Here is a 19,379-nt window from a genome sequence, read left to right as displayed (position 1 = left end):
ATGCCTCTCAGCTCGGACAACATGCGGTGATCGATACCTCAGCCTACTTCCATCACCACTTTTCATCGCTGTCGGCTTCATGACTGCGCTGAACTGAGTCAATAACTAGCTTCTTTGCTTCTGTAAACGAGAGTTCACCAGAGGCTACGCGTTGCAGCAAGAAGATGTGCTCATCCGAAACCGTCAGCCCGGAGAGCCGAACGGACGCAATAGCCTCTTCCAGGGCATCGTTTTTAGTGCGGTCAATCATGCGCGCGTCCTGATGTTCACATCCATGTATAGCATGCCGTTTCTGACCCGTCGCTTCTGGTCGCCGTTTAGTGCCATGTAGCGTTGTCTGACCAGCCAAACAGGACAGCCTGCCCTCTGGCCAACCCTGGCGAGGTATTCACGCACATTCGAGAAAGATTGCTTCAGTCTCTTGTCGGAAAGAGCTCTATCTATGGCACAAATCTGACTCTTGCGAATTGACGCCACCTGCTGCGACCGCTTCGCAACGAGTTCTTTCAGCAGGCCACTGCAACGCTCGCCTACCGTCGTCTCGCAGAAGCCATTATCATTGCAGAACTGTCTAATGCTCGGCGCCAAGCCATCCGATTCAATTTCCTTGGTCAGCGCTCGCTCAATAGCCGACTGCCTGGTCCCGCGCGGCAAGTAGGTGCCTCGGAACTTTCGCGGCAGCCTTGGTCGACCGATGGAGAGCGCAACAACCTTTGCAGCCTTCTCGGGGTTAATAAGTATCAACGTTGAGCTAACGTCAAAGTACTCAGAAATGTAGAGGAGCGAGCAGAGGCTTGGTCTTGTGTGCTCGGCCTTCCGAAGGACTCGCCCAAGTCGTCGAGCAGCATCCTGAAGGTCTGTGTGCTTACTGACGTGGTGAATGAACACGCCGGCGGCCTCCTCGCGAAAACTTTGCGCCTTCTCCCCAGAGGTGTACTCAAGTAGTTCAACCAGATGTCGTTCGCCTGGGTCCGGAGGAAGAATGCGCGAAGACTGCGGGGCGTCAGCCAGTGCGTGACCGCAGAATGTGCAAGTGTCTATCGAAGTGCTGTGCTGCCAATGCTGCTTTGTGCCGCAAAGTGCGCAAGAGTCCTCGAGCCGGCTTCTGTGGATATTGCATCGAGAGGTTCCCATGATCTGCCAGATAAGCCGGTCGTAGAGGATAAGGCCCTGTTCCGCACTTTCACGGAGGCATGCGGGACACCAGCTTCGATGCAACTTGATGCAATCACTGTTGTTCTTTGCACACACTTCACTCAGATGTATAAGCGTGCATGAACGGATATCAGTACGGCCGGTGGCCGACTCTAAAGCCTGTACTAGACGCCGTACGTTAGGGCTGTAGCCATTGACTCTGGCGCTGAAGAACCGTGGAACAATCTTGCTAAGCTTGTGCCTGCTCCAAGCATCCAAAGTGCAAAGTAGCTGATAAGGCGTCATTGTGTGGGCGTGGGCGAGGCGCGCTAGGTAAGAGGTGAGGGACTCAACCTCGCACGTCCCAGCACCTAGAGGCGCCAGGTCAAACAAGAATGTGGAGCTAGCTACTAGTTTCATGCTACCTCCCCACCCACGGGGTCGCGAACGGGATTGCGAAGGCCAGGACGATACTGGCGCTTTGGCTTGCCCAATGCTTGGCGGCTGACAGTCTCTGGCGTGGCATAGACACCGGCATTCATCTCCTCTAGAAGCCGGCGCCGCTCGTTAAGCGCATGGAAGGACTCCGCTTGCTCAACAAGGCGTGAGCGCTCGAAGTCCCGAATGCGCAGATAGCTTCTGTCATCTGCGCCCATCTCGGCGAGCGCGAGCCGGCTCCACTTGATGGCCGACCCGCAGCAACCAGCGGTCCCAGCGTAGATGAAGTCCATATGCTTGACGAGCGATTGTCCCGACCTCCAAGGGAGTTGCGTGTCAATACTTGCCAAAATGCGCGAGAACTCAATGACGTCGTCTTTGCTTTCCGAGTAACCCGGAAACTCAATGACTACCATGCGGCCATTGAGGTGAGCCGATAGAAAGCAACGATCAAGCAGAGTGTAATCACCACAAACGACAACGGCTGCACCAGTTTTATTGCCGAGACACTTCAGCGTGTCCAGAGCTGGGATGGGGCCGGCAGGGCCGCGAAGTAGCAGCATTGGCATACCCTCATCGACGGCTATGAGTATCGTATTCCTTGCGATCATGGTCCGAATCAACGTCGAAAGCAGTGATGCTTCGGTGTGGGACCTACGTAGCGAATAGTCACTATCGCAGAAGCTTGGATGCTTGACTTCTACGAGCAGATCGGCCCAAAGCTGCTTTAGTGTGAAATGGCCTTGATTGGTTTGAGAGGCATCGACTTTGGCGTAAGGAATGAACCGCGGGTCACGGTGTCCTTTGAACATCTGCTCCAGGCATTCCTTCAATATGGTGCTCTTTCCGACTCGACTTGGACCTATCAGGAAGATCACATCGCCTTCGGTGGCCAAGCTTAGGTGTGCATAGAGCTTTCTGCCAACGTTTTTGCACTCGCGATGAGGGATTCGGATCCGGCTCAGCCTATTGGCATAGTCCAGATAGTTCATGGGCCTACCTCGTCTACCTCGTAGGGGGTGGGGGCCGATTCAAGGGCGAGCAACTTGATCCTGCTGATTCTCCGTGGGCTTTGCTCGATGGTCGGTATCAGCTTTTGAGCTATAGCGGCTCTGGAAGTTGCTTCTTCCATGGCCTTGGCTATTTCTATGTCTTTTGTTCGCTCGATGCCGCGCTTGACATCCGTGCACTCGATTCCAGGCATTTCATTGAACGCGCTGCGAGCCAACTCTTCGGCGGTCAGATCTTCGGCCCAAGTGTTGCGACACGTGACAAGCTTGCCGTTCACCAAGGCATAGATGCGATTGGCGTCCCAAGGCTCTTCAAAGATGACGACCTTGGCTTTATCAGGCAGGACGTTTAGGTCTGGGTGCCGAAAGTGCCTCTTTGCGTAGTGAAGCCCGCGGGCACTATCCAGCTGTATCCGGTTTCTGTGGCCAGGCGCTGTAAGGCGTAGGAAAGCATGATTGAACTCTACCCTCTGGCCGCTCGCAGGGTACTTCGCCAGTCCTTGCGAGTTGCGTTGCTCGGGAGAATGGAGATCGTCTATTCCGTAGGCATTGAAGATTCTTAAGTACTCCGCCACTCCATTGACAACATCTTCAAACTGAAAAGTGGCATGCTCCTGCCCCTTGTGAGATGAACTTGCGCCGCGTTCGCGCTGGTCATTCTTCTTGTTGCCGGGAAGATTCTCAATAAATGACTGAATTGAACCGAACGCAGATTCAATCGGCGACCCAAATCGTGGCGCACCGGGCGGGCGGTTCTGCTTATGGATGCCGAGATGCGCGAGTGTCGCTTCGAAGTAGGTCGAGTTGAAGTCCGAGCCATTGTCAACAACGATTGTTTCGGGGAGACGTGAATGCACTCGCGCGCAATCTCTGAGGACCATGCAGCATGAGCGAATGCTCGGAGGTTTGAAGCTCAGACTTTGAGCAAGTATGAGGTCTGTTCCTTCGTCTCGCATAGCGGTAAGCCAGGGCGAGCGAAATATAAAATCATTCTGGCTGACTGCTATGAGGACATCGATTGCCAGCAACTGATGATCTATGTGAGCGCGCTGGAATGGACGGCCCGGGCGAACGTCTCTCAGCGCGGGGTCAACGGGCGGCCGTACCGCATTCTCACGGCGTTTTCCGCCCCGCAGTCCTTCAGCCTTTTGTTTGTTAAGTTGGTGAATCTTGTTATAGAAGGTGCTTCTAGCAACCGGCTCTTGGCGAGCCGACACAGGTTGTAGAGGGTTCTGGATGGAGTGCTCTAGAAGGTAGAAGCGATACGCTGCAACTGGTGAGATGGATACCGGAGTCAGATAGCGCTCATTGATTACCTTCATCAGAAGGTCGGAATGCCATTCTTGCTGGCGAGAGGTGCGATTACCTTTGAATCTATGCCTCGGCGCTAGCGAGGCAATGTCGCCATTCTGCTCATATGTCTCATTCCACCTTGCCAACGTTCTGGCAGAGGCCGTTGTCTTCATCTGGCCACGTAGCTGTCGTATGCGATCCGCTGCTATCAACCCATCTCTGCAAAAGGGTGCTACTCCCGTTGGGTCCGCCGGTAGCTCCGTCTCTAGGTATAGCGCTTGCGCAAGACTCACGGCGTCGCCTGCGACCATGAAAGTATGTGGGCGTGTGATCAGCCTGTGTTCTAGGTCGCCGAAAAGGACGCCAGCTCCGAGTAAATGAATCAGAGGACTCATGTCCAAAAGGCCGACGGTCCGTGCTAGATCTGCCAATGAGAGCGCTGGTGTAGTCCTCAGCGTGCTCGCGACGTCCTGATACACGCGCTCCTGTACCGGCTCAAGTTCCAGAGTGCGCCAGATCAGCTCCAGATTCTCGGTCTTGATAGGGCAGATCGCGCGCTCCGTGACGACCCTATGAGGAAGACCCAGCGTGGCGAAGAAGTTCTGCGCCGGTAGGTGTTCCCAAGTTCCATCCGCCGAGAGTATCCATTCGTCTGGGTATTCTGCCTTCTTCTCGCGGCAATCCGCTTCCTTCTTAACTTGCGCAATCCAGATGCTTTCCTCTTCGATTACCAGGAAATCCGGTGTGTACGGAGTGGACTTACGGGTCCTTCGGGAAGGAGTTGGTATTGCGACTTTAGGGGGCTGGTCCCAGTGCTCGAGAATGTGCCGGCTGAGGTCGCAGCTCAGGGCAAAGCGCATCTCATGTGTGCTCTCACATGCTTCGGTGTGCCGCATCTTCCGGCTCGCGTATCGCCAGGTCGTGTTCAATCGCCCAGTGGACGCCACTCGTCTCGAAGGCGGTGAGTTTCTGGTCTCGCGGATATAGCCCTTCCCTGCATCCGGGATCGCCAGCAAGTCCATGAGCCCTTCTAGTTGGCACTCAGAAAGCGGGCCCATGTACCCTCCGATCACAATGTGATGCATGCCCTGCTGGCGTATGGAATGAAGAGACGTGTTCCCGCCGTGGAAAGACACATGCACGGCTCCCAAGGTGGGCACCTTTTGGCCGAGTACGAAGACTTTGGTTACGCATGGCGCGTCCTCACAGCCGGCGTAGCTAGACGCGGGCCGCAGAAAGGCAACGCGCCTTAGATGAATAGGCGCGCTGATTTGACTTTCGGTGGGAACGCCTTGAGCATAGGCTTTAGCGAGGGCTGCAACCCGCGTTCACCTCAAAGGCTCCACACCGCCGGTGTGGGGCCTTTGTCGTTCTTGGCGTCCAGCTAACTTGCGTTTGAGCTGTTGGCCTCCTGTGGGGTCTTATTCAGGGCTTCGGAAAGAGATACTTCGAGCCAGCGCCTCACCGCCTGTGTGGCGGCAAACCATCCTTTGCGACCTGGGATTTGGATCATTTCAATCGGCAGACGGCCGCTTGAGCGGGCGCGCGACAAGGCGCGACAGGAAGAGAACCCCATCAGCTTGGCTGTCTCAGCTGACGTGAGAATTGGACGGTCGGGCAAGTACGGCCCGAGATCGATCGGTGTACCCATGGGCATCGCCCTGTTCAGTGAGAACCAAAATTGCGCCAAATGGCTCCTAATGGACCCAACATGCCACAACTGCCCCCGCGGGGCAACAAGAAAATAGCCCTAAGTTATTGATTGATATAAATATATCACTCTTAGTCCCACCCACCGCAGGGACGGGGCGTGGACTGGTACCGACCCCATAAGTTGAGACATTGTTTCAACTTATGATGATAAAAAAGGCAATAGTTGCAACGACTTGCCTTTACGGCAGCCATTTTGGGCCGTCGGTCCGCTTTCGATCTAGCCTCCCCGGCGATCGGTTGGTAGCCCCCGCTTCGCTGTCTCGGATTGAAGACTGAGCGCCGGATCGTGGAGGTCAGCGGCACGGGCGAAGTCCGGGTGCTCGCCACGAACCGCAGTGCGATTAGCACGCGGGCATCTTGAAGCCTCCGATGAGAGCCTCGCGTCGTGTCCGGCCTCTGCCCAGACAAAAGCTGCTGAAGTCGGACGCCGAGGGGTCGCGCAATGCGACACTGCTGGCGCTATCGCATCAATGCCACAGAGACGCGAACAACGCTCAAAGCGTCCAGTGCGTAAGGCCGCCTCAAACCCTCCTCAACCGCTCTCCGTTCGTCTCGCACCTGGTGGGCGTACAGTGAGACGTGGCTCGGACTCTGTAGAATCGACAAGTACCTCGATCTCAAATCCATGCATTCAGGGCGGACAATGGATCAAGAATGGATTCTACAGACCCGGCTGACGCGCCGGTCTTTCGCCAATTCGACCTGGATTCCACTGCGTGCATCGGTGGACATTGAGCGCGGACACTCGGATGTCACCACGCCCGGACATGTCGGTGAGTTCTTCGGCTGCGGATCAGTAGCATTTCCAATGCAGCATCGCGCAGTCGCAGAGGGCCTAAGCTGGAGCGAAATCGGCATCGCGCACAGCGCACGCCCGCATGCCTACGAGGACGGCTATTACTCGCCGGTTGATCAGTACCAGTACTACGACAAGGAGCCTCTCGGTGTCGAGCTCATCTTTGAACACGATCAGCCCGTCGTGGGAACGAGACACTGGATCTTGAATCCGGACCTAGTAATTGCACTGCGGCTTATCAAGGAAGGTAGCAACTGGGTCAGGCCGGAAGAAGACTTTGTAATAGTTGCGCGCGAGTCCTTTGACGAGTCGGGCAACCACAACCAGATAGAGATAAAGCGCGAGTTCCTACTCGACTACCTCACAGCACGTGGTCTATCGCTACGGCTGTCGTACTACCGGCAACACGTGGAGACGGTAGTGTCCCTTGAAGGGAGTCCGTATGCCGGGATGACAGATAAACAGGAAGAGCGAGATGGCGGCCGCTTTGAGTTATTGATCCGTGACTTAAACAGTGTGCACGGCGGAAGCTGGTCATCGATGCGAATATGGCGGACCGATGTCGATCCGGAAGAGGATGCCCCTGTGATGGGGCCCGAGCGACATGACAACACCGCCTCAGAACACCGAGAAGGTCATCGCGGTGGCTACATCGGCGTCAGGGTAGAAGGAGAATTCTGGCGAGACGAGTGGATAGATGGTCAGCAGCGCAGCATTCGAGTAAGGGGAGATGAGGACCCGTCCCGCCCCAACTTCATTGTTGAGACTGATGGCACCCGGAGGCCTTCGCGCGACCTCGACTACGAAGATATCGGACGATGGTTATGGTTCCGTGCGGGCGTGGTCACAGAGCTTCTAGGGCGCCGTGGCTTCTCCCTACACTGGTATACACGTGAAACCGGTGCGGTTGTCTCTACATCGGGTCGCTCCACACATTTCGGCATAAATTCATCTGATCTGATCACTGTCTACGCACACGACATCGCCAGGCTTCCCACGTGGGAGCAGCACGTGTGGGCCTCACACAATGTCGTTCCGGAAGGTAAGGTCTCAGCAGAGCTACTGCTCTCTCAAGCAGAGACAAGACCGGCTACTACCGACGCGTTCGAAGTGCTCTTCTTCAAAACGATGCGACTGCTCGAGAACGGGTTCTCACAGTCTCTCAACGTAAAGCTATTCACCCACGACATTGAAGACCGCGCTGCGATGCAGAGCGTATCCCGCTTCGTCAGCAGAGATCGTGCGACCCTACTCAGGCTAGCGAAAGAGCTCATTCGCGTATTCTCTGATCGTTTGGATGTACGTGAGCTTCGAAAGCTATCGACGCATCGGGATAAGGAGAAGCTGGGCTCGAACAAGCTTCTACAAGACCTACTTGCTCAGAAGATTGGTGAAGAGGATGCTCGTCGCATGTGTAGTGTTCTGGCTGGCGTGTATGACATGAGGGTTGGGGATGCTCACCCAACGAGTTCGAAGGTCGAAGATGCGATCAAGTTGGCAGGAGTAGACCCCAACAATTCGTTCCTAAGGCAAGGCGAGCAGTTGATCTACAACTACGGCAGCAGCATTTGGAATATCGGAGCAGCACTCTTCCATGATGCCGCGAGCAACGAAAATCGGACCTAGGTGTCGATGCTCGCTCCGCTTCAATCTGAGGCGCACATGGATGCTCATTTGCCAATCTGGCCGCAGCATGAAGTCTTCTATATTGAAAGCATGCTCTTTCATACGAGGAAAGCATGCTCGTCTATGGACTACATCGCTGATCTGATTGAGCGAATCGATCGACATCAAGCGGATGGGGGCACTCTCGCCTTCGACTGCTCGATAGCCCTAGATCACGGACAGAGCATCGTGCTGTGTGCTGCCGCTGTCTCTAGGTACTTCTGGCCCGTCAGAAAAGCACACGCACCGCGCGGTGCATATCTCAAGCGAGTGTTCAAGGTTGAAGATGGCTCCCCCTTGCGTGATCGCAGTCTAAGGGATGCCGCTGAGCACTTCGATGAGCGTCTCGACAACCACCTGGCCGGCAGCATTGTTGGCGTGATCTTGCCCGAGTGGTTCGGTCCAACGCACCGAAGTGACGCGCCGACGCACTACTTCCGAGCCTACTTCATCGATTCCGGAAAGTTCAGGATTCTTGACGACGAGTTCGAGATCCAGGCCATGTCAGATGAGCTCGTTCGGATTCACAATCAGCTGCTTTCTCATGTTGACGGCGGTGGGCGCTTTCCTGGCACTAGCGCGTAGTCGCATCCGGACATCTTTGTATTTCACGCCGCCTACGAGACCTTGTGCTCGTAGTGGGTCTTGGGCCTATCGTCGAGAATGCACTGAAGTTCCTCCGCCGGGCGAGTGCTTAGATCGGAGCTGATGACAGCTACCGACCCGAAGCGGACATGGGTGCCGCGAGCAGCGCCGGCTAGTGATCACACCCGGCCTCGACCCGAAACGTAAATTGCGGACCGAGAGCTGAAGTCTGGAAAGTCTCGCTGCTGCGGCGTAGCGTTGTCGGCACATGCTGGAATGCGGCCTAAAGAGATTTCATTGAAATGAGACATTTCTGCCTGCGAGCCCTTCGCAAGTGGGCGCTGGCGAGCCTGGCCGTCACGGCGCTCTTGGCATTGGTGGTCGGCGTCTACTGGTGCATGAACTAAGGCTTTTGGGAGCCGCGCCTCAACGCACGCACCTAGATAGCGACTGCATGTCGGTCTCAGTAGTTTTACTGACACTGATTGGGAACAAGTTCGGATGCCCGGAACTGAGCAGAAGTCGATAGTGAATGCTACTTGAGCGACCGCCCCCACCCTCAGTTCTAGTGGATCGCCACGATTGGCTGTGAAGAATCGGCCGAGTCAACCCACCGCATTAGAGGGAGCCTTCTCGGGGCGAAATGACGCGCTCGACTGATTTCTCCCACTATGAGTGCCCTGTATGCAATCGAACGAAGAAGTATCCGCTCCCGCCTCGGGTGGCAGCCTCTCAACCGATTTGGCGCGCGGTCGCACGCACTTTGCTAATGAACGGACACATCTGGCCTATTTACGTACTACAGTCTCGCTAATTGGCTTCGGAATAACTATCAACCGCTTCAGCATGTACCTCGTGCAGAATGACCAGGCGCCTCAAGGAAAGCTGCTGCTGCGTGACGCGGGTAATGCTGGGTTGGGCATGGTCCTTCTTGGACTCGCACTGTTGCTCTGGTCAATAGCAAGGTACTGGAAGGTTGATAAGGAAATAGACGCTGGGTTCATCAAGCCACGGCATCGCGGCACGATCGCATTTAGCGTCGGGCTCCTAGTGCTGGGTGGCATTACTGCTCTTTGGCTCTTTTTGCCTCACTAGCTAGTAATCATGCGTCAGCAGTGGCCTTGAAATTGTTCAATCTTGGGGTCTGATATGGAAGCCGCTTACGTGTTCGTACACAGTGTCGCCGAGTGCGGCGTCCTGGTTATGGACGCTACCGCTGTTTGTGTGGCGATTCTCGGCACTTTAGCGACGATCGTGGCCGGTGTGCGGTGGCTGCGTCAGCCGGCTTTCGCAGAGCGCGTTCCAATTCGAACAATGTGGATCTGGTACGCCCGCTGGCTAGTCGCTGCACTAACGTTCTTGCTGGCGGCAGACATAGTTGAATCCACCATAGCGCCCACCCGTGAAGATCTGATCAGACTCGCCGTGATTGCCGTGATCCGAACATTCCTTAACTATTTTCTAGACAAGGACCTTCACGAGTTCAATGCCATAAATCGTAAACAGCAGGAACACCAGGCTTCGCGAAGTTAGGGGGTATTCGTTCACGCGGTGCCGGATTCGATGCCGGTAGCTAGCGGCTTTCGTCCCAATCCGACGAGATTCCATCCAAAGGTCTGCCGCGAATAGTGGCAGGGAGGTACAACTTGCTTGCGCGAAGAATCGATGGGGTAGGTATTTGTACGCGAGTGTCGTAAGTAGAAGTACCGAGGACGAGTCGTGAGTGGTTGGTAGAAAATCTCGGTGCCTTTCGCCCGCGTTGAGGATAAGACCATGGCAGCAAGTAAGCCGAATATCGTAATCATTTGGGGTGACGACATCGGTCAGTCCAACATCAGCGCCTACTCAGATGGAATGATGGGTTACGAAACAGCGAATATCGACCGTCTCGCCGCCGAGGGGGTTCGATTCACCGACTACTATGCTGAGCAAAGTTGCACTGCGGGGCGCTCATCTTTCATTACGGGGCAGTGCGGATTTCGTACCGGAAACACTAAGGTCGGCATGCCTGGTGCTGCACAAGGTTTGCAGTTCCGAGACGTAACCATTGCGCAACTTCTCAAGGCGCAAGGGTATGCCACCGGCCAGTTCGGCAAGAACCACTTGGGTGACCGAAACGAGCACCTGCCTACTGTGCACGGATTCGACGAGTTCTATGGTGCGCTTTATCACCTCAACGCATCTGAGGAGCCGGAGTTGCCCGACTATCCGCCCGCCAAAGATTTTCCAGACTTCCTGGCCAACTACGGTCCTCGAGGTGTCCTGGACTGCAAAGCAACCGATAAGGAAGACGCAACAGTTGATCCGCGTTTCGGCAAGGTCGGCAAGCAGACGATCAAGGACACCGGACCCTTAACCAAACTGCGAATGGAAACGGTCGACGACGACATCGCTGATCGCGCAGTTGATTTCCTGAAGCGCCAGAATGATGCCGGTAAGCCAGTTTTCCTTTGGGTCAACTTCACCCACATGCATTTCCGCACTCACACAAAGCCAGAGAGCATCGGCCAGGCGGGAAGGTGGCAGAGTCGCTATCACGACACCATGATTGACCATGATGAGAACGTCGGCACAGTGTTGAAGGCATTGGACGATCTTGGCATGGCGGAGAACACCATCGTCATGTACTCAACCGACAATGGCCCCCACATGAATTCGTGGCCAGATGCCGCTATGACTCCGTTCCGCAACGAGAAGAACTCGAATTGGGAAGGAGCATTTCGTGTGCCTTGCATGGTCCGGTGGCCAGGTCAAATTAAGCCGGGCACAATCTGCAATCAGATCGTTTCTCATCTTGACTGGGCGCCGACGCTCCTGGCCGCTGCTGGTGTGCCTGACGTAACTGAGCAACTGAAGAAGGGCATGAAGGTGGGCGACACCACGTTCAAGGTTCACCTAGATGGCTACAACCTCATTCCGATGCTCACCGGTAAGACTAAGGAAAGCCCACGGAAGGAGTTCTTCTATTTTAACGATGACTCGAATCTGGTCTGTCTGCGTTACGACAATTGGAAGTTTGTCTTCACGGAGCAGCGTGCAAAGGGAACTTTGCAAGTTTGGGCTGAACCATTTACGACTTTGAGGGTACCGAAACTGTTCAACCTCCGGACAGATCCGTATGAGAGGGCCGACATTACGTCGAATTCGTACTGGGACTGGTGGCTCGACCACGCATTCATTTGCGTGCCAGCACAACACGTCGTTGCCGAGTTCCTGGATACGTTCAAGGAGTTTCCACCGAGCCAGGCCGCCGGTACGTTCGGCGTAGATCAGGTCCTAGAGAAGCTCCGCGAGAGCACAGGGAGCACCTAAAGCTGGATGCAGTTCTCTCTCTCCTTAGCAGTCAACGAAAAGCCGGAAGTTGAGCTTCCGGCTTTCTTGTATGCCTGCATGTGAATGTGCTCGGTGCGCGTGATGCAGCTTGAATCGTTTGAGTCGAGAGTCAACGTCCGCTTCTGGCCGGAACCGGACATCGGTGGGGACGGAGATTTAGGAAGATTTATCGGGGGTACGGCTTGGCAGCTTCCGAGCCCAAGCGGACACTCAGCCGCTGTCAGGCTGGCACCAGGCGAGGCTTCTGGATTTATTGAGGAGTGCGTCAAGCCAGGGGGATAGCCGCCCGTCGGGCTGGTGTCCGCTTGCGACTTTCCCCCTCGTTGGCCGTATCAAATGGCCACAGGGAAATGGGTATGAAGGTTCTCCCGCTAGTCCTTATTCTGCTGTGTGCGGCCTTAGTGGCCGGCAAGGTTTGCGCTCAAAGCTTCTTCTGCAATGGGCAGCCGAGAACCACCTACAGTACGTGTGAGCCTTGCCCCAATTCGTATCAAACGCGATCACAACTTAGGTGCACGCAGCCGACCGACATTCAAGGCAACGGATGCGGCGCAATTACGTGCGAAGGGACATGCACCTGCGAAGAGGCGCCATCCAACGACGCCAGTACCGGCAACGCGGACTGGGTTAGGCAGTTCGAACGCAGGAACAGCGGGGCACCATCTGGGGCCCGTGAGCAAGCAGGTACGCTACCGCAGCAACCCCAGAGAAGCTCCTCCCCGCAACTGCAGAACGCGGAACTACCGGCGGCTGGCGGACCTCGCATTCGTGCTGATGACTCAGTGCCGATGGCCGACGTGGAGATTTCATCATGCCTGCGAAGAGTGGGGAAGGTTGGACCTCTCAACAGGGATGACGCTTCGTTGATCGTTGTTACGCTCCAGAACACCTGCTCCCAGTGCATCTCGGGCAAAGTCCAAGTGACGAATGGTAAGGGAGAGGTGGGAAGAGACCCATTCGGTAGACCGGCACGCCCGTCCTACTTTAGGCCAAACCTTTCTGTGAGCACTTCCTTCAGAGTAGGAGACAACGCTGAGTGGGTTTGGAGAGATGATGTTGCTGTCGACGTTCCTGACGGACGCAAGCGAATCTGCCAGTAAGCAAGAACGTGATCGAAGACTGCTTGAGATCTGAATATGCGCCTACGGTCGGTCGATGATGGGTAATCATCTCACCAGGTTGTCCCATGTGAATGCCAAACGTCCACGCCGAGAATCTTGCCGCGCTAGTGGACTCCATCTTCACTCAGTTTGCCCACACGCCGTGGCACCACGGCATCTGGTTTGTGCCAAGCATTCGCTACGCAAGTGCCCCCCCTAGGTTACGTGTTGCACAACTAGCTTGCATGCGATATTGGCCGCAGGTATGACAGCGGTCAGAGTGCTTCGGTCGTGACCTGCAGTTCCTCGTGGCAGCCCTGCGAACGCCCTGGAACATAGCCAGTGCCTAAGTCCATGCGGTATGTAAAAGGCCCTAACTCGGTGAGTTCTGTCAGCATCGTCGTTGAGGAGGTGGAGTGGTCGTCTGTGCGCTCATGCGGCCGAAGAAGCGGATTCGATTGAGCGCCTGGTCAGTTTCCGCATCCGAGCCAGAAGATGAATAGCTCGCCTACGTTGCCCACCCTGTAATGGGGTTCGAAAAATGCGATTTCAGGCTGTTATCTGTAATTTTGTTATGTTGTAATTCCGGGCACGCCAGGGACGGCACTCCTAGAGATTGCCGTCCCTTTAACTGGGGATTTGCAATGTATAGAACATTGGTCGGTCGCTCCGCATTGAATCTGCTTGCAGCGGCATTTTGTTTACTAGGTAGTGTTCCAGTTAGTGCACAGGACACCTACGAGTACACCTATGAAGGGACGTATGGACAGGGCAAGGACATCGAGAGCCTAGCCTCCGACGGGCTGTTTGGTGACCGGGTCAGTTACATCGACGGCGGTGTGAGCTTCCAGGTTATCGATGTAGCCGCCAAGACCAACGTCAAGCTTCCATTGCAATTCGGTCGCCTTTTAAGGCCCTTCGCGCCGTACTATGCGGACTCGGCGACTCTAGCCACTGACCGCTCGCTCATTCTCGGCACACAGTGGCGAGCCGACATCCCCTACGTCGCTGGCATCTACCGCAAGAACAGCGATTTCTATCGCAACACTCGGCCCCGCTGCAGTGTTGTCGGATTGGTCCCGCAGGCACAACCCGTCCAAGGCCGCCCTCCTATTCTCCAGTACAACTTCTGGTACGGGGTGGAGGCCAATATTCCCGGTTATGGACGTGAAACCTTGTGGCCCATTGCGGCGAATTCTCCGGTACCTAGCTCGGGCGGCCCTTATAGGTACTCCACAATGAGTCATTGGCGGGTCTCGTGCTTACCCGCACTTAAGAACGCTACGGGCGAAGGCTTCAAAATCACACTGCCGGATGGCGCTTCCTACGACTTCGATTGGCTGGCTCTTCGCCCCGTGACGCCATTCACCTCACCGTATGGCGGCGATGCGCGCGAGGAGATGTACTTCATGGCCTCCAAGGCGACGGACCGCTTTGGTAACACAGTGACGTACGAATATGACCCTAGCTTCCCCACGCATGTGACGCGCATGCTTGCCTCGGATGGTGCGGAGATTCGAATCAACTACGGCTCCGACGGGCGCGTTTCCACCGTCACCGACGGGACTAGTACCTGGCAGTATGTGTACGCGGTAATGACGGGAATGACCACGCCAGAGCTAAGCCAGGTCATTCTGCCAGACGGCTCGAAATGGCAGCTCTCACTGCCTCAGTATATTGGCGGCCAAGTCAACCTGCCAACGTTCGGCTATCAGTGCAACTTCTCGCCAGGGCAATACACATCCGCAGGTGACAGTGCACGCATGCGGCAGACCTTCGTGCACCCGTCCGGGGCGGTGGGCGAGTTCACCTACAAGGTCATTGCTCTGGGCTACAACAACGTGGCCTATGGCTCCTGCAATTCTGCTCAGCCGCCGGAGTACCCTCAGGGAAGACCAAAGGCATTTCTGTCAAATCCTCTCATCTCGAAGATGGTAAGCGGGCCGGGCATAACGCCCTTGATGTGGACGTTGACGTATGCCCCGAGCTGGTCGTACGCCACGGAGTGCGCAAGCGGCTGCCCGTCTACTTCGACGACTACCGTTGTGAAGAACGATGGGAGCACGACGACGTACGTCTTCGGCAATGATGCTCAAGTCAATGCCAATCAACTGTTGTCCGAGTCGGTGAGCAGTGGGGGCATCACGCTTACACGGACAGACTACAAGTATCTGGCTTCTGTCACCGGCCAGGCATTCCCCGACTACGTCACCGGCGTGCTAGGTGCTCAAGATCTCGGCACGTTGGCGAACGAATTCTTTCGGCGCAATCGTCCTATGTATGAACGAACCATTGTGCAGGATGGGCGAGCATTCAAATACAAAGTGGACCAATTCGATGCGTTCGCGCGGCCTGTGGCCACCACGAAATCCAGCGCGCCTGCGCCCTGAAAGGAATCAGACCAGTGAACCACAATCTTGCCACCGGGCAACGCCGGCGTTCGTATCGTGCCATTGGCTTGTCGCTTGCCCTTTTGCTCGCCGGGGGCGCAGCCAATGTCGCCAGCGCTCAAACCTACTCCAAAACGCAGACAGTGGAGTACCAGGACGACTTGGGTCTATGGGTTCTAGGGCAGGTTAAGCGCACAACGACAAACAATGTCGAGACATCCCGCACGCTCTATGAGTGGAAGGCGATGCCGACGAAGGTCTATGGCTTTGACAATCAGCTGCGAAAATCGATTGACTATGACCGTACGTCTGCAGTTAGCACCGGGCAGCTGGGCACGGTCAAGACCGTGGCCGACGGACGTAACAATACAACCACACTGACGAGCTGGAAACGTGGAACGCCGCAGCGCATTGACTTCGCCGATGGCCGCTATGCCACCGCTGGTGTAGGAAACAGCGGCCGAATTGATTGGGCGGAGGACGAGAATCGCTCACGTACTTGCTATGCCTACGATGGCATGGGGCGGCTGGCTCGCATCACCTACACGTCCGAGTCGGCCACCAATACTTGCGATACCAGTGCCTGGGCCGAGACCACTTTGAACTTTGCGCCCAGCGCAATCGGACGCTATGGCTTGCCGGCGGGCTACTGGATTCAGTACGTGGATACCGGCAAGGGCCGCACCGTTCGCCATTTCGACGCGCTGTGGCGCCCGGTACTGGAAGAGCAGTTCGACAACACCGACAATCCCACCGCGCTGGCGACCCGCAGCATGGTGGTCAAGCGCTATGACGCGGCTGGGCAGCTGGAGTTCCAGTCATATCCGGTGGCCAGCCTGACCACCATCGGCGACGCCAGCCTGAAGGGTGTGTGGACCGACCATGACGCACTTGGGCGCGTTACCTCCAGCAGCCAGGACAGCGAACTAGGGCTATTGACCACGCTGACCGAGTATCTGACCGGCTTCAAGGTTAAAGTCACCAACCCCAAGCTGCAGAGCTCGACCACCAGCTTCATGACCTATGACCAGCCGACCATGGACTGGCCGGTGCTGGTGGAGCACCCCGAGTCGGCCTTCACCCACATCAGCCGCGATGTGTACGGCAAGCCGAAGAAGATTCGCCGCAGCAACAACGTTAGCCCCACTGGAGGCTCGTTGGCGGTGGACCGGGTCTACACCTACAACACCAAGCAGGAGTTGTGCGCCTCCACCGAACCGGAGACCGGCACCACCTTGATGGGCTATGACGCCGCCGGCAACCTGAGCTGGTCGGCCGCGGGCCTGGCCGCTGGCACGGCGTGCGATGCCACCGGCACGTCCTCGGCGGTGGTGGCACGCAAGGCCGCACGCAGCTACGACGCCCGCAACCGGCTGCGCACACTGAATTTCCCGGATGGCCTGGGCAACCAGGTCTGGACCTATCTGCCCACGGGCAAGCCCGGGGTGCTGACGGCCTACAACGCCGCCAACAATGGCGAGCCGGTGGTGACCACCTACAGCTACAACCGCCGTGGCCTGCTGTACCACGAGCGCCTGGTTACCTCGCTGCTGGACTGGCCCTACGAGTACAAGTACAACGCCAACGGCCACCTAGCCAGCAACAACTGGCACGGCATCGTGGTGGCGTACGCACCCAACCAGCTGGGCCAGCCGACCCAAGCCGGTTCCTACGCCAGCAACGTGCAGTACTTCCCCAATGGCGCGGTCAAGCAGTTCACCTACGGCAACGGCATCGTCCACACGCTGACCCAGAACGCGCGCCAGCTACCGGCGCGCAGCGTCGATGGCGCGCTGCTCGACCTGAGCTACGCCTACGACAAGCACGCCAACGTGGCCAGCATCACCGATGCCACCGCTGGCGCGCGCCAATCGCGGACGATGACGTATGACAACCTCGACCGATTGCTCACTGCCAATGGCCCCAGCTTCGGTGCGGCCACGTATGGCTACGACGTGCTGGACAATCTGAGCAGCGTCAAAGTCACCGGTGGCATGCATCCGCGTGACCACAGCTACCACTACGACCTGGGCAACCGCTTGGACAGCGTGACCCAGGTGCCCGGCAGTGCCATGGTCACTGCCCTGAGCTACGACCCTCAGGGCAACGTGTACAACAAGAACGGCGTGGTCCACAAATTCGACTACGGCAACCGCCTGCGTGAGGTGGTAGGCAAGGGCAGCTACCTTTACGACGCCCACGGCCGGCGCGTGCGCGACACCATCAACGGCGTGGCCGCACACAGCCAGTACCTGATGAACGGCCAGTTGGCCTTCTCCACCGACTCCCGCACGGGCAAGGTCCGCGAACACATCTACCTGGGCGATGACCCGGTCGCCATCCGCGAGCGCGATGCGCCCACCAATGTGTACACCTACCGCTACCTGCACACCGACGGCCTGGGCTCGGCGCTGGTGGAGACCGATGCCACCCAAGCGGTGCTGGAGCGCAGCGAGTATGAGCCCTATGGCGCGCTGACCAATCGGGCGGAGAAGGATGATGTGGGGTATACCGGGCACCGGCAGGATGCGGCGACTGGGCTGACGTACATGCAGCAGCGGTACTATGACTCGGAGGTGGGGAGGTTTCTTAGCGTTGATCCGGTTACTGCTTACGCCTCTCCTGGCTCAAACTTCAATCGATACAGCTATGCTCTCGGCAATCCTTTTAAGTTCTTGGACGCGGACGGTCGGATGCCGACCCAAGCGCAGAATGATCGCGTGCCTGTCGATACTAATGGACGTGGGCTTGCGTATGCTTTCCTAGCTTGGCTCCTCGGGCAAGCCGCGGTTGATGGAGTACAGCAGAATCAAACATCAGATGATGGGAAAGAAGGGACGCGAGAACTCGGCAACTTGGAACCGATTCATGCGCCCAATCATCCGGAAAACAATCCGAAGATTAAAGAGCTTTCGGATCGCGACCTGGGAGAGGCGATCAACAACCCCGCTGATGGAGAAAGCGTTAAGGTTCGGGGAAATACCGTCCTTGATGGAAACACCAGGATCAACGAAGCACTTGACCGTGGTTGGCCGGCGGATACCGTCATCCCAGTCATTGAGTACGAAGAACTACCGGACCCGGACTCAAACCCCCTTGGGCCGTATGGAGACTACGATTGATGGAAGAGGGTTACAAAGAATCGATTGCAAACGTGCGTCGTATCGTTCATTTCATGATGATGTCAGCGTTTGTTGAAATACGAGCGGCGAAGTCGCTGAATGGTGCGGCCAGGTTCGCTGACATCTTCCATAACGTGCCTATGCGCCTCTTGTCATGCGAGGACCTTGAGGATTACGAAGACCTTCTCTCAGACATCATGGCGCGAGCAAGCCGACACAACTTGGTAGCCTACTTAGAAGGATTGAGGAAGTTGGCGATCCGCCATGCTCCCGAAAAGAAATCAAATGATTGAGTCCCGCGTTCGATTTTGGTTCGATACCTGAGGGGCGAGACCACCTGAACTAGCTGCTGAGCAAATCGGGTGAGCAAGAGATCGGCGCGAGAGAATAGGCGTTGCAACGCGCTTGACTATCGCTGCATCGATGGTGACAAAGGTGAATAGAACTACCTTGTGCGCTACGCAAATAGCGTACCTGTGCGCGTGCGGGCCTGTTTGCGGCAAGGTGTGCAGACGCCAGCACTGAGCAGGCATTCACGAATTGGTATCCGCCAGTCGACTCGCGAAAACTGACGTGCTTTTGCGTGGAATCGACTTCCACCCGTCCAGAAGAGAATCGAGGACTACAAAATAGTGAAGTATCCGGGTTTCGATGGACCTGAAGTCCTTTCCAGAGCGGTGCTTCCACATGGCACGAAGTTGCACATAACAGGCGCGCAGAGATGTACGAACTGCTCTCCGCAGCCGGACCTAGCCGCCCTGAGATCGAGCCCTATCAAGGGGATAGCTCGCCATACGTTG

The 19,379-nt window shown here is 56.4% G+C and carries 12 protein-coding genes; 8 read left to right on the top strand and 4 right to left on the bottom strand.

The window, feature by feature from the left end:
* Positions 1–52 precede the first annotated feature (52 nt).
* The 4 genes from B5X78_RS07935 to B5X78_RS07920 are packed head-to-tail and all read right to left on the bottom strand — an operon-like array spanning position 53 to position 4,735.
* A complete protein-coding gene (locus B5X78_RS07935) occupies positions 53–250 on the bottom strand; it encodes an antitoxin VbhA family protein (protein ID WP_079723880.1) in 198 nt (65 codons plus the stop codon).
* Positions 247–1,554, bottom strand: coding sequence for a TniQ family protein (locus tag B5X78_RS18885; protein ID WP_079723879.1), 1,308 nt, complete (start codon positions 1,552–1,554; stop codon positions 247–249). Before B5X78_RS18885 ends, B5X78_RS07935 begins: the two co-directional genes overlap by 4 nt.
* Positions 1,551–2,564 (bottom strand): AAA family ATPase, encoded by a 1,014-nt coding sequence (locus B5X78_RS07925; protein ID WP_079723878.1) that lies wholly within the window; start codon positions 2,562–2,564, stop codon positions 1,551–1,553. The genes B5X78_RS18885 and B5X78_RS07925 overlap by 4 nt, the downstream gene beginning before the upstream one ends.
* Positions 2,561–4,735 carry a DDE-type integrase/transposase/recombinase gene (locus tag B5X78_RS07920; RefSeq protein WP_176140803.1) on the bottom strand — a complete coding sequence of 725 codons (2,175 nt, stop codon included), beginning with the start codon at positions 4,733–4,735 and terminating at the stop codon, positions 2,561–2,563. Before B5X78_RS07920 ends, B5X78_RS07925 begins: the two co-directional genes overlap by 4 nt.
* A gap of 1,577 nt (positions 4,736–6,312) precedes the next feature.
* On the opposite strand from B5X78_RS07920, the gene B5X78_RS07915 reads away from it, so the two are divergent.
* From B5X78_RS07915 to B5X78_RS07880, 8 genes are all read left to right on the top strand, one after another.
* Positions 6,313–8,010 carry a hypothetical protein gene (locus B5X78_RS07915; RefSeq protein ID WP_229730873.1) on the top strand — a complete coding sequence of 566 codons (1,698 nt, stop codon included), beginning with the start codon at positions 6,313–6,315 and terminating at the stop codon, positions 8,008–8,010.
* A complete protein-coding gene (locus tag B5X78_RS07910) occupies positions 8,011–8,634 on the top strand; it encodes a hypothetical protein (protein ID WP_217698650.1) in 624 nt (207 codons plus the stop codon). It abuts the gene before it with no gap.
* Positions 8,635–9,318: 684 nt separating this feature from the next.
* Positions 9,319–9,729 carry a YidH family protein gene (locus B5X78_RS07905; RefSeq protein WP_079723874.1) on the top strand — a complete coding sequence of 137 codons (411 nt, stop codon included), beginning with the start codon at positions 9,319–9,321 and terminating at the stop codon, positions 9,727–9,729.
* A gap of 54 nt (positions 9,730–9,783) precedes the next feature.
* The gene (locus B5X78_RS07900; RefSeq protein ID WP_079723873.1) at positions 9,784–10,167 is read left to right on the top strand and encodes a DUF1622 domain-containing protein; all 384 of its coding nucleotides are present in this window, start codon (positions 9,784–9,786) and stop codon (positions 10,165–10,167) included.
* A gap of 240 nt (positions 10,168–10,407) precedes the next feature.
* Positions 10,408–11,946 (top strand): arylsulfatase, encoded by a 1,539-nt coding sequence (locus tag B5X78_RS07895; protein ID WP_079723872.1) that lies wholly within the window; start codon positions 10,408–10,410, stop codon positions 11,944–11,946.
* Positions 11,947–13,741: 1,795 nt separating this feature from the next.
* Positions 13,742–15,457, top strand: coding sequence for a hypothetical protein (locus B5X78_RS07890; RefSeq protein WP_188444693.1), 1,716 nt, complete (start codon positions 13,742–13,744; stop codon positions 15,455–15,457).
* Positions 15,458–15,471: 14 nt separating this feature from the next.
* Positions 15,472–18,579, top strand: coding sequence for an RHS repeat domain-containing protein (locus tag B5X78_RS07885; RefSeq protein WP_139381458.1), 3,108 nt, complete (start codon positions 15,472–15,474; stop codon positions 18,577–18,579).
* A complete protein-coding gene (locus tag B5X78_RS07880; RefSeq protein WP_079723869.1) occupies positions 18,579–18,872 on the top strand; it encodes a hypothetical protein in 294 nt (97 codons plus the stop codon). The genes B5X78_RS07885 and B5X78_RS07880 overlap by 1 nt, the downstream gene beginning before the upstream one ends.
* The last annotated feature ends 507 nt before the right edge of the window (positions 18,873–19,379 follow it).

Source organism: Pseudoxanthomonas indica, from assembly GCF_900167565.1.
GTDB lineage: Bacteria > Pseudomonadota > Gammaproteobacteria > Xanthomonadales > Xanthomonadaceae > Pseudoxanthomonas_A > Pseudoxanthomonas_A indica.
Note: the sequence above shows the minus strand (reverse complement) of the source record. Positions and strands in the feature narration are given on the sequence as shown.

What these genes read in the sequence shown, in the direction of transcription:
- B5X78_RS07935 (WP_079723880.1), bottom strand. Translation starts at nt 250, where the DNA reads ATGATTGACCGCACTAAAAACGATGCCCTGGAAGAGGCTATTGCGTCC.
- B5X78_RS18885 (WP_079723879.1), bottom strand. Translation starts at nt 1,554, where the DNA reads ATGAAACTAGTAGCTAGCTCCACATTCTTGTTTGACCTGGCGCCTCTA.
- B5X78_RS07925 (WP_079723878.1), bottom strand. Translation starts at nt 2,564, where the DNA reads ATGAACTATCTGGACTATGCCAATAGGCTGAGCCGGATCCGAATCCCT.
- B5X78_RS07920 (WP_176140803.1), bottom strand. Translation starts at nt 4,735, where the DNA reads ATGCGCTTTGCCCTGAGCTGCGACCTCAGCCGGCACATTCTCGAGCAC.
- B5X78_RS07905 (WP_079723874.1), top strand. Translation starts at nt 9,319, where the DNA reads ATGCAATCGAACGAAGAAGTATCCGCTCCCGCCTCGGGTGGCAGCCTC.
- B5X78_RS07900 (WP_079723873.1), top strand. Translation starts at nt 9,784, where the DNA reads ATGGAAGCCGCTTACGTGTTCGTACACAGTGTCGCCGAGTGCGGCGTC.
- B5X78_RS07895 (WP_079723872.1), top strand. Translation starts at nt 10,408, where the DNA reads ATGGCAGCAAGTAAGCCGAATATCGTAATCATTTGGGGTGACGACATC.
- B5X78_RS07880 (WP_079723869.1), top strand. Translation starts at nt 18,579, where the DNA reads ATGGAAGAGGGTTACAAAGAATCGATTGCAAACGTGCGTCGTATCGTT.